This is a genomic window from Demequina iriomotensis (assembly GCF_000971395.1).
GTDB classification, from domain to species: Bacteria; Actinomycetota; Actinomycetes; order Actinomycetales; family Demequinaceae; genus Demequina; species Demequina iriomotensis.
Window position 1 is genome coordinate 360302 of sequence record NZ_BBME01000010.1, and the last position, 9799, is coordinate 370100.

Consider the following 9799-nt stretch of genomic DNA (forward strand, 5'->3'; position numbering starts at 1 on the left):
GTCCCGCCCCCGGGCGCGGCCGGGCGGGTGGTCGCCGCCCGGCGCGGCGGCGACGCCGCGACTAGCCTGGCAGGAGCGGCGCAGGTCGATCCGAGGAGGGACCATGACCACACCCGACGAGCAGCAGAACCCGCCCGAGCCGTCCCCCACCGGACCCCAGCCGGCGACCCCTCAACCCGGCTACTCGCAGCCCGGCTATCCCCCGCCGCCGTACGCGACCCCGCCCACGGGCGCGAACCCGCCCTACCCGCAGCCGCCGTCGCCCCCGACTGCGTACGGCCCGCCGCCTGGCACGGAGAAGAACTGGATGGGGGTCACGGCGCTCGTGCTGTCCCTCGCGGGCCTGTTCACGGGCATCACCGCGATCGGCGGCATCGTCTTCGGGCACCTGAGCCTGAGCGCCGCGAAGCGCGGCGAGGCGGACAACCGAGGCATGGGCGTCGCGGGCCTGGTGATCGGCTACATCATCGTGGTGCTCGGCATCATCGCGCTGATCGCGCTGTTCGCCATCGCGGGCTGGTTCGTGAGCGAATGCGCCGGCGACAACCCGCCGGAGTGGTGCGACGTCACCATCGAGTCCTCCTGAGCGAGGCTCGCCGGACAGCACACGGCCCCGGCCACCCGTGAGGGAGGCCGGGGCCGTGTCGCGTATGCGGAGCGTTACTCGGCGGCGTCGGCCGCGGCGGCCTCCTCGGCCTTCTCGTCCTCGATCGAGCCGATGACGTCCGAGAGGTCGACGGCCTTGCCCGCGGTGTCGACCACGGTGGCGCGGCGCAGCGCGAACGCGGTGGCCTTCGAGCGCGCGACCTCGGCGACCATGGCGGGGATCTGGCCGGCCTGCTCCACCTGCTGGATGAAGGTGCCCGGGTCCATGCCGTACTGGCGTGACGAGTTGATCAGGTAGTCGAGGAGCTCGGGCTGCTCGACCTCGATGTCCAGGTCGTCCGCGAGCTGGTCGAGGAGGATCTGCGTGCGGAGGGCCTTGTGGGCCTCCTCGGTGACCTCGGCGCGGTGCTCGTCGTCCTCGAGGCGGTTCTCGTTCTCGAGGTGGCTGTGGACCTCGTTCTCGATGACCTTCTTGGGGAGCTCGAACTCGGTGGCCTCGGTGAGCTTCTCGAGGAGCTTCTCGCGGGCCTCCATGGCCTGGTTGTTGACCTTGATCTTGCCGGCCTGCGCGGTGAGGTCCTCGCGGAGCTCGGCGATGGTGTCGAACTCCGACGCGAGCTGCGCGAAGTCGTCGTCGGCCTCGGGGAGCTCGCGCGTCTTCACGGCGGTCACCTTGACGGTGATCTGCGCGGTCTCGCCCGCGTGGTCGCCGGCGGCCAGGGGGCCCTCGAAGGTGGTCTCCTCGTCGGCGGACAGGCCGGTGATCGCCTCGTCGATGCCCTCGAGCATGTTGCCGGCGCCCACCTGGTAGGACGTGCCCTGGACGGTGTCGATGGTCTCGTCGCCGATGACGGCGGTGAGGTCGAGGGTGACGAAGTCGCCCTCGGCGGCCGGGCGGTCGACGCCCACGAGGGTGCCGAAGCGCTCGCGGAGCGCGTCGACGCGCGCGTCGACGTCCTCGTCCGAGACCTCGATCGGCTCGACCTCGATCGTCAGGTCGGCCACGGCCGGGAGCGCCACCTCGGGGCGGATCTCGACGACCGCGGTGAACTCGAGGCCCTCGTCGCCGTCGACGGAGCCGGGGATCTTGGTGACCTCGACCTCGGGCTGGCCGAAGGGACGGATGCCGGACTCGCGCACGGCCTCCGAGTACCAGCCGGGGAGGCCGTCGTTGACGGCGTGCTCGATGATCGCACCCTTGCCCACGCGCTGCTCGAGGACCTTCGCGGGAACCTTGCCCTTGCGGAAGCCGGGGATCTGCACCTGCTTGCCCACGTGCTCGTAGGCGTGCTCCATGCTGTCGGCGAGGTCGGCCTCGGTGAGGTTGACCGTCAGCTTGACGGTGGTGGCGTCGATCTTCTCGAGGGCGCTGGTCACTACGTACTCCTGGCGTTGGGTTTCGGGGCCCGCGGGTGCTCCGTCGGCTCCCACTGGTCGGGCAACCCTGCAATCGTACGCGTCGCACGCTCGCTGGCCAATTCGGGGAACCTTTGGGACGTTGGCCTACACACGGGACACGCGCCCTTGACGCCCGCCTGACGGCGGCATAGACATGCCGCCATGGACGATGCGCGACGGGGCACGCTGGCGGCGCTCTTCACCGCGGTGCAGAGCATCTCGCAGTCCGGCGCCCTCGCGCTCGGCGACCTCACCGCGTCGTCGACCCGCCAGGTCCTCGCGACGCTGCATCGCGAGGGCGACCTCAGCACCGGCGCCCTCGCGCATCGGCTGCGGATCGCTCCGCCCGCGATCGCCCAGGTCGCCGCTCGGCTCGAGTCGCGCGAGCTCATCGAGCGGCGCCCCGACACGGTCACAGGGCACGGCTCCCTGCTCCACCTGACCGAGGCGGGCGCGCGCGAGGTGCAGGCGTGGCTCGACGACCTCACGGAGGCCCTGTGCCCCGCCTTCGCGCACCTCACGGACGACGACTGGTCGACGCTCGCCCGCGCGACCGATCTGCTCGCCGCGGCCCGCTTGGACTCGCTGGCCCCCGACGACGACCCTTCCGCGGGCCTTCGCGGCATCTGACGCGCGACCGCCCTAGAGGAACTGCAGCGGGTCGAACTCGGCGATCGGGATGATGCGCACGCGCGGCAGCGCCTCGTTGAACGCGTGCACGTCGTACTCGAGGTCGAAGAACTCGAGCCCGTTCTCCTGCAGCTCGATGAATCCGCCGTTGCGGAACTCCACGAAGCCCACGAGCCCGACCCGGCGCCCGTCGAGCAGGTCCTCGACATCGTCGACGAAGTCGCCGTCGTTCGACACCAGCACCACGTCGTCCTGACGCTCGCGCAGCGCCTGGAGCGTGCGCTGGATCGCGATGTCGACCACCTTCTCGCCCGGCCCGCCGGACAGCGGCACCGGCCGGAAGCCGATAGCGAGGAGCGCCTGCACGAACGTCATCGGCAGCTCGTTGTTGGCCGCGAGGAAGAACAGCCCCTGGGTCGGCTGGTCCCACCGCTCCTGCACATGCCTCAGCACGCGCTCCCACCGGGGGCGCTCCTCCGGGCGGGGCCGCCGTCCCAGGATCGAGGTGCCGAGCGTGGCGTCGATGTTCTCGCCATCGACGAGCACATAGGTGACGCGTGAGTCCTTTGCCATGCGCCGAGCCTACGGCCCTCGTAGCCTGAGCGGGTGACCGAACCCCGCATCGTCCCTGCCAACCACGCCTCTCGCGCCGACCTCGACCTGGTGATGAGGGAGGGAGGCGACGCGAACTCGTGCCGCTGCCAGTGGTTCAAGCTCCCACCGGACGAGTGGAAGGCGACGGGACGCGAGGCTCGGGACGATGCGCTGGTCGCGCAGGCCGGGTGCGGATCGCCGGGCGCCCCCACGAGCGGCCTGCTCGCGTACGTCGACGCCGAGCCCGCCGGCTGGGTCGCGGTCGAGCCGCGCACCGCCTACCCTCGGCTGCGGACCGCTCGCATCCCCTGGTCCGGGCGCGACGAGGACCGGGACGATGCCGGTGTCTGGGCCGTCACCTGCTTCGTGGTGCGGCGAGGGTTCCGCGGGCGAGGGCTCGCGAAGGCCTTGGCCGTCGCCGCCGTCGCGCACGCGCGGGCCGGCGGGGCGTCCGCCGTCGAGGGCTACCCGCGGGTCGAGGGAGGGAACGTGTCCGATCTGTTCGTCGGCTCGGCGTCGGTGTTCGCGGCGGCCGGCATGCGCGAGGTGTCGCGGCCGACGCCGGCGCGCGCGGTGATGCGGGTGGAGCTGTGATGCTGGTCGCGGCGTGCGTGCTCGCCGGGCTCGCGGCGGCGGTGCACGTGTACATCTTCTGGCTCGAGTCCTTCGCGTGGATGCGCCCATCCACCCGTGCGGTCTTCGGCATCGCGAGCGAGGACGATGCGCGCACCACCCGGGCGCTGGCGTACAACCAGGGCTTCTACAACCTGTTCCTCGCGATCGTCACCGGCGTGGGCATCGTCCTGCTGCTCGCCGGGCCGGAGGCGCCGGGCGCCGCGCTCGTCTTCGCCGGCTGCGGCTCGATGGCGGCGGCGGCGCTCGTCCTGGTCGCCGGGTCGCGCGCCTATCTCGGGGCGGCCGCGAAGCAGGGCGTCCTGCCGCTCCTCGCGGTCGTCGCCCTCGCGATCGCGATCGTGTGACGGGCGTGCGGGTCAGCGTGCGGGGGTGCAGCCCGGGGGCGGCGAGTTCCCGCTGATGGTGAAGTCCTCGCACTGGAGATAGTGCGGGTTGAGCCACCCGAGCAGCAGGCTGATCGCCGCGATGATCGCGACGGTGGCCGCGGCAGCCGCCCATCCGCGTGCCGGTACGGACTCGACCAGGTCGGGCCGCACGGTGCGCAGCAGGACCCAGATCATCGCCGGCAGGCCCACGACCGTCACGATGGCCCCGAACCATCGCACCACCTGCGCGATCGGGCCGTCCGCGGCCGAAGGGATGAACTCGCCGACGATCCACAGCGTGGGAAGCAGCAGGCTCGCGAGGATGGGCCAGGGCGGACGGTGGCCGCCTTGCCGCAGCAGCACGACGAGCAGGGCCGCGGTCGACGCAGCCCACAGCAGGAAGATCTGCTCGAAGAACACGCGCCCCCATGCCCCGATGGTGAACGCCGGCCACCAGATGACCGTCGCGGCGCCGACCACGAAGGCACCGACGGTGCGGCGTGCGCGTTGCGCCTCGCCGCCCCCGGGAGGCTCGTCGCTCATCCAGGCTCCTCGGCGTGGGGCGCCGCGACCGTGGCGGACCGCGGCGAGGGTGCTCGCCCTCCCGGCCCACGCTAGACCCGTTCGCCGCGGCGACGCGGGCCCGGTCAGAGCTTCGCGAGCTCGCGGCGGATGTGACCGTCCCCGTAGACCTCGTAGCCGATGACGCTGATCCACGGCGCGACGGTGAGGACCAGCACCGCCCACGCGATGGAGGCGCCGGCGACGGCGAGGACAACCCCGATCGCGATGCAGGCGATCGTCCCGACGATGAGCCACAGGTGCACCGCGTCCCTGCCGGGCAGCAGCAGGTGGAACAGCATGTACACCGCGACCACGTATGCGCACAGCGGGATGGCGACCGTCAGGGCGGTGTTCACCGCGTCGAGCTCGCTGTGATGCTCGAGGTAGTACGCCACGGCATGGAGCCCCGCGCCCACCGCGGCGATCGCGGAGTAGATCGCGAGGTGGGAGTACGCCCACCGCACTCGGAGGGTGCGCCGCCGGCTGAGGATCTCGCCGTACGGGATGGAGAAGTAGACCCACCACATGCCGACGACCATCGTGATGCCCGAGAACGCGAGCACTCCCGCGTCGAGCGTCCAGCCCGTCTCGGCTGTGACGGCCTCGACGGCGGTCGTCGTGCCGAGCACCACCTCTCCGAAGGTGATGATCGCGAGCAGCCCGAAGCGCTCGGCGATGTGGTGCGCGTGGATCGGCAGCCGGCCCTCGCGCGACTCGAGGAACGCGGAGCCGCCCACCTCGGTCGCGTACAGCACGGCCATGAGCACGAGCAGCAAGGGGATGGGCAGCGGCACGAACGCGGTGATGATCCAGCCGATCTGGGCCCCGCCGATGACCTTCACGTAGCCGAGCAGCACGGACCGGTGATGCGGATCGTCGCGCGCCGCCCGCAGCCACAGGCTCACCATGGACAGACGCATGATCACGTACCCGACGACGATCACCCCGTTGTCGAGCACGCCCTCGTCGAAGCCGGCGAACAGATCGCCGATGCCGAGCGCGAGGATGGTGACACCCAGCATCTGGACGAGGGTCGCGATGCGGAAGCCCCAGTCGTCCGTGTCATACGCCGAGGCGAACCATGCGTATGTCATCCACGCCCAGATGATCGCGAACATGCAGAACAGGAAGGCGAGCAGGCCCGACCACACGTGGCCTGCCGAGAGGCTGTGCGCGAACTGCGAGCCGGCGATCGAGAACGCGACCACCAAGGTCAGGTCGTACAGAAGCTCGAGCGGGGTCGCCGCGCGGTGCGCATCTTGCGGGTTCCTGCCCGACATGGGCACCAGGCGGTGAGGGCGGAGCGAGCGCACGGGGCCGGAGGTCATGCGGCTCACGATAACGGCGCCCGCCACGCGACCAGGGGCGGACGGCGCGCGGTGGCGTCGCGGAGGTTCACGGGCACCTGCACGATGGACCCGGCGGCTCTGGCGGACCAGTGGTGCGGTCCCGCGCTGGAGAGCGGCCGCGGCCGCATCTCGGTCGGCGGTGCGGAGAAGGACGATGAGCTCGCGATGTCACGGCCTTGCCCCACCCGCCGGAAGAGTCGTGGAAACCCGCGAGTTACCAGGACTTTCACCGTCGGGGTGACAGGATTTGAACCTGCGACCCTCTGTAGGATCCGGCGAATTTCCGGACCTTCACGGTTGTCCAGGGAACTCGCGAGTTCCCTGGTGAAGCGAGGGAAGCTGGCGGTCCGCTCATTCCGACTGTACCCGGACGCTACCGGTTGGTCACGGCTGAATCCGATGGGTAACTGATGGGCACTGGGACCCTCGCGTCGATACCCTCGCGACATGCCGCAAGATCTGGACCCGGACGACGCCGACGCCATACGCTCCCACCTCGGCAGACTCTTCGAGGAGCTCCGAGCGGCGATGCTCGACGTCGATTCCTTTCCTCTCGTCATGTTCTCCGACGAGCGCTCTCGCGTCGTTCAGGCACGGACTCGGGCCATCCAGTCGCTCGACCAGTTGACAGTTGCCGCACCGACGAGGACGAGTGCGATCTACGCACGCCTCCCCGAACACCTACAGCGCCGCTCGGTCGCCGAGTCGCTACTTGGCGCTGCGATGTGGGTCCACTTCTCAGATCCCCTCATTGCTGTCTTCGATTCTCCGAAGCGCGACTCGCGGGTCTTCGCGGCGGCTCCGCGCCTCGTTCCGCTTATTGACGAGAGCGGTCTCATCAGAGTTACCGGACTCGATGCCCGGCCATCGGGTCTCCAGGAAGGTGACCACCTGTTCCAGTATCACCAACTCTTGCGCCGCGGCTTCGCGTCAAGCATGAACAGCGGCCTTGTCAGCACGGTACTGCGCGCCTCTGACCAGTATCAGCTCACGGCCCGGCTCGCCCTCGATGACCGGCGCGTGCAGTTCATTGGCGAGTATCGGGAGTTCCTTGAGGCTGACTATTGGTATGGCCCATCGCTCGACGAGTCAGGCCTCGACACCTTGGCAGTACTCGGCGACACCTTCTACGGCGATCCCAACGGGGGCATGGGCCTTCTCAATCCGTACGCGGGGTTGTCCGTCCGATGGACCGCCGACGGCAACCTCAAGACGGTTCAGATTGAAGAGTTCATGCCACCGCCGAACGACGCATCTGACTGGGTGTTCGCGCGGTACCTCCATGCGATCCGCGACACCTCTAGAAAGGAATTCGTACACTGCGACGGGGCAGTGAAGGCTTATCGGGCTAACACATACCCACGAACTCAGCATGACTTCAGGCATCGAGGCAAGGGTGATCGCTACCGCAAGGTGTTCCGGGTAGACGGCGACTTCCCCGTCGGTGTCTGGGCGGAGCTCGCATGCGCCTGGTTCCGCGGCAACCGATTGATCGAAGAGTACTTTGAACAATCGCCCAGTTGATCAGAGCCGAGGCCCCAGCGATCGCGGACTCACTCTCCGGGATGCGTCGGGCGCGAAAGCACAAGGCGCAGGCACCGATGCCATGCCGGGCCAGATCACCCAGTCGAAATGCCTACTCGAGCTGCACAACACGAGCCAAAGACTGCGGCAACGAGCTCGAGTACGCCGATCGGTAGACCAGGCTTGCTCGTCGACGGAGCTCCGAGAGCACGGCTGGGTCGCCACCGCTCGTGCGCACGCCGTGCCTCACGTCGAGCAATAGGGAGTACACCTCGTGCGTCCTAGCGCCGTGCGCCTGAGCCAAGGCCGCCGCACTCGGTGACGCGCTGGCGACGCAGATTGCCACCACAAACGCCGGCGGCAGCGCATCGATATGGCCCTTTGCGAGGCCCACCGCCTCCGATGGAACGAGATCGTCGTACCCGTCAAGGTCGTCCTGACCGTTTGCGTGTGCGACACCGAGCGCCCGGGTGAAGTTACGAAGAATCTGCAGTTGATCCGCCCCGAGCACGCCCGATGACCGGGCCAGAGCGTGCCAGAACACGCCCGCGCGCACTACTTCGCTCGCCCCACTTGCGTGGGCCCGGGGCGAGCGACCCTCGTGGACCATCAGCACCAAATGGGACGCTTCGAGACGTGCGCCAATCGCACCCCAGGGATCGATCGCGCCGCGAACAACGTCGTACCACACCGAAGTAGGCCGAGGCCCCCCGGTCACGTCAAGCTCCGTTGCAAGTCTTGACCAAGCGGCCTCGTAGAGGTCGCTCTCGCCGCGAGCAACGATCACCGAGTACCGCCGAAGGAAGCCTCGCGCGGCATCGGGGTTCGCCCGAACGCGCGCCTCGAAGATCTCCCTGTGGCCAGATGGCACGTCAAGCAAGCACCTGAACGCCTCCATCGACTCCACGGAGAACGACAACTCACCGAGGTCGTCTTCGCGTTCGTCGCCGACCGTCCACAACGCGACGATGCGATCAAATACTCGTTCCGCCTGCATTTGCCCCGCTCGCGCACCAGAAAGCAGCCGACTTGCCAGACTGACGCGACTCAGCCCAGTTGCGTAGTCCGCCTTCCCGGGTCGAAGCCTGCTCAGCTCGCGTTGGGCTTCGGCAACACTCCCACCGTGTCGGTGGAGGACTTCAGCTCGTGCCCGCTCATACGCTGTCTCCGATCCGAGCACGAGCTGCGACAAGATTTGCTCACCAGCCTGGCCCTCAGCGCGGTTGTCCGCCGCCTGCACGAGCAACTCGGGGAGAACCGAGGACGGATCATTCCGGTGCTCTTTTACGATCGCATCGCGCAGTTCTTCCATCATGTTGTCAGCGCGCAGCACTCCCCGCAGCGCCCTACCAAAGATATCTTGAACAATCGCATCGGCGAGGTAGAACTCGTAGAATGTGCGGTGCGTGAAGCCAAAGTGCCGTTCCGCAGTATCGCCCTCACGCTCTGAAAAAACCCACGCGCGCTCTGTGCAGTGTCGCAGAATGACATTTGCATCCTCTTCGGCCTCGAATCGGCTTGCACCACCTTCTCTAAGGACGTTGGAAATGATTCCGCGCGCGATCGACTCCGGGATCGCTGCTGTATAGCCGCCAGCATTTTTCATATGGTGAGTCAGCGCGCGTATTGCCGACTCGCCACGCTCCTTGTGGACGGTCGGCACATCAAGTTCGCGCTTCGTTTCCCATTCCATGAACATCAGGTAGGCGCATCGCTCATAGACGTGCCATCTCGATTGTGGGATATAGGAGGTACGTGCGTACACAAAACAGAGAAGCGAGAGCATGAGCGGATTGGCTACAAGGTCCCGCAGGTGGCGCGTCTCACCGATGAATTTGCGGGCGACTGAACTGTCGCGGCGTTGAAGCGCGAACCAGCGATCGACATACTCTGCCGATTGCGTATCCGAGTACTCTGCGATCTCGTACAGGTGGAAGCCGTGACGCTGGAAATTTGCGGCCTCATCACCGGTCTTACGTGTGGAACACACTATTCGTGTCGCCGGGAAATTTCGTGCAAGTGCGCCAATGTGCGCGATCATCTCTTCCCGCCACACGACGTCCTTGATCTCATCTACTGCGTCGATAACTAAGGTAAACGCACCACAGGCGAGCATCGCCTCAAGCTCCGCCT

General features: G+C 68.0%; 10 protein-coding genes. 5 read left to right on the top strand and 5 right to left on the bottom strand.

The window, feature by feature from the left end; all coding sequences use genetic code 11:
• The first annotated feature begins 103 nt into the window (after positions 1-103).
• Complete coding sequence (locus AOM09_RS05150; RefSeq protein ID WP_062385196.1) at positions 104-586, top strand: DUF4190 domain-containing protein; 483 nt, start codon at positions 104-106, stop codon at positions 584-586.
• A gap of 74 nt (positions 587-660) precedes the next feature.
• Here AOM09_RS05150 and tig read toward each other — a convergent pair whose 3' ends face one another.
• Complete coding sequence (gene tig, locus AOM09_RS05155) at positions 661-1983, bottom strand: trigger factor (protein WP_062385198.1); 1323 nt, start codon at positions 1981-1983, stop codon at positions 661-663.
• 183 nt (positions 1984-2166) lie between these two features.
• Here tig and AOM09_RS05160 point away from each other — a divergent pair, with 183 nt between their 5' ends.
• Positions 2167-2634 carry a MarR family winged helix-turn-helix transcriptional regulator gene (locus tag AOM09_RS05160; protein WP_062385201.1) on the top strand — a complete coding sequence of 156 codons (468 nt, stop codon included), beginning with the start codon at positions 2167-2169 and terminating at the stop codon, positions 2632-2634.
• Between the two features lie 12 nt (positions 2635-2646).
• Here the strand turns inward: AOM09_RS05160 and AOM09_RS05165 are convergent, their stop codons facing one another.
• A complete protein-coding gene (locus tag AOM09_RS05165; RefSeq protein ID WP_062385203.1) occupies positions 2647-3207 on the bottom strand; it encodes an NYN domain-containing protein in 561 nt (186 codons plus the stop codon).
• Positions 3208-3240: 33 nt separating this feature from the next.
• Here AOM09_RS05165 and AOM09_RS05170 point away from each other — a divergent pair, with 33 nt between their 5' ends.
• Together AOM09_RS05170 and AOM09_RS05175 are read left to right on the top strand one after the other, a co-directional pair.
• Positions 3241-3822 (top strand): GNAT family N-acetyltransferase, encoded by a 582-nt coding sequence (locus tag AOM09_RS05170; RefSeq protein ID WP_062385206.1) that lies wholly within the window; start codon positions 3241-3243, stop codon positions 3820-3822.
• The gene (locus AOM09_RS05175; protein ID WP_062385207.1) at positions 3822-4208 is read left to right on the top strand and encodes a DUF1304 domain-containing protein; all 387 of its coding nucleotides are present in this window, start codon (positions 3822-3824) and stop codon (positions 4206-4208) included. The genes AOM09_RS05170 and AOM09_RS05175 overlap by 1 nt, the downstream gene beginning before the upstream one ends.
• A 12-nt stretch (positions 4209-4220) precedes the next feature.
• On the opposite strand, the gene AOM09_RS05180 is transcribed toward AOM09_RS05175, so the two are convergent.
• Both AOM09_RS05180 and AOM09_RS05185 read right to left on the bottom strand, forming a co-directional pair.
• The gene (locus AOM09_RS05180; protein ID WP_082098858.1) at positions 4221-4772 is read right to left on the bottom strand and encodes a hypothetical protein; all 552 of its coding nucleotides are present in this window, start codon (positions 4770-4772) and stop codon (positions 4221-4223) included.
• 104 nt (positions 4773-4876) lie between these two features.
• The gene (locus tag AOM09_RS05185; protein WP_062385209.1) at positions 4877-6121 is read right to left on the bottom strand and encodes a low temperature requirement protein A; all 1245 of its coding nucleotides are present in this window, start codon (positions 6119-6121) and stop codon (positions 4877-4879) included.
• Between the two features lie 468 nt (positions 6122-6589).
• Here AOM09_RS05185 and AOM09_RS05190 point away from each other — a divergent pair, with 468 nt between their 5' ends.
• Positions 6590-7666 (top strand): hypothetical protein, encoded by a 1077-nt coding sequence (locus AOM09_RS05190; RefSeq protein WP_062385211.1) that lies wholly within the window; start codon positions 6590-6592, stop codon positions 7664-7666.
• A 112-nt stretch (positions 7667-7778) separates the two neighbouring features.
• Here the strand turns inward: AOM09_RS05190 and AOM09_RS15335 are convergent.
• Positions 7779-9799: NACHT domain-containing protein (locus AOM09_RS15335; RefSeq protein ID WP_169747617.1), on the bottom strand; the 2021-nt coding region annotated here is incomplete at its 5' end.

What these genes read in the sequence shown, in the direction of transcription:
- AOM09_RS05150 (WP_062385196.1), top strand. Translation starts at nt 104, where the DNA reads ATGACCACACCCGACGAGCAGCAGAACCCGCCCGAGCCGTCCCCCACC.
- AOM09_RS05160 (WP_062385201.1), top strand. Translation starts at nt 2,167, where the DNA reads ATGGACGATGCGCGACGGGGCACGCTGGCGGCGCTCTTCACCGCGGTG.
- AOM09_RS05165 (WP_062385203.1), bottom strand. Translation starts at nt 3,207, where the DNA reads ATGGCAAAGGACTCACGCGTCACCTATGTGCTCGTCGATGGCGAGAAC.
- AOM09_RS05175 (WP_062385207.1), top strand. Translation starts at nt 3,822, where the DNA reads ATGCTGGTCGCGGCGTGCGTGCTCGCCGGGCTCGCGGCGGCGGTGCAC.
- AOM09_RS05180 (WP_082098858.1), bottom strand. Translation starts at nt 4,772, where the DNA reads ATGAGCGACGAGCCTCCCGGGGGCGGCGAGGCGCAACGCGCACGCCGC.
- AOM09_RS05185 (WP_062385209.1), bottom strand. Translation starts at nt 6,121, where the DNA reads ATGACCTCCGGCCCCGTGCGCTCGCTCCGCCCTCACCGCCTGGTGCCC.
- AOM09_RS05190 (WP_062385211.1), top strand. Translation starts at nt 6,590, where the DNA reads ATGCCGCAAGATCTGGACCCGGACGACGCCGACGCCATACGCTCCCAC.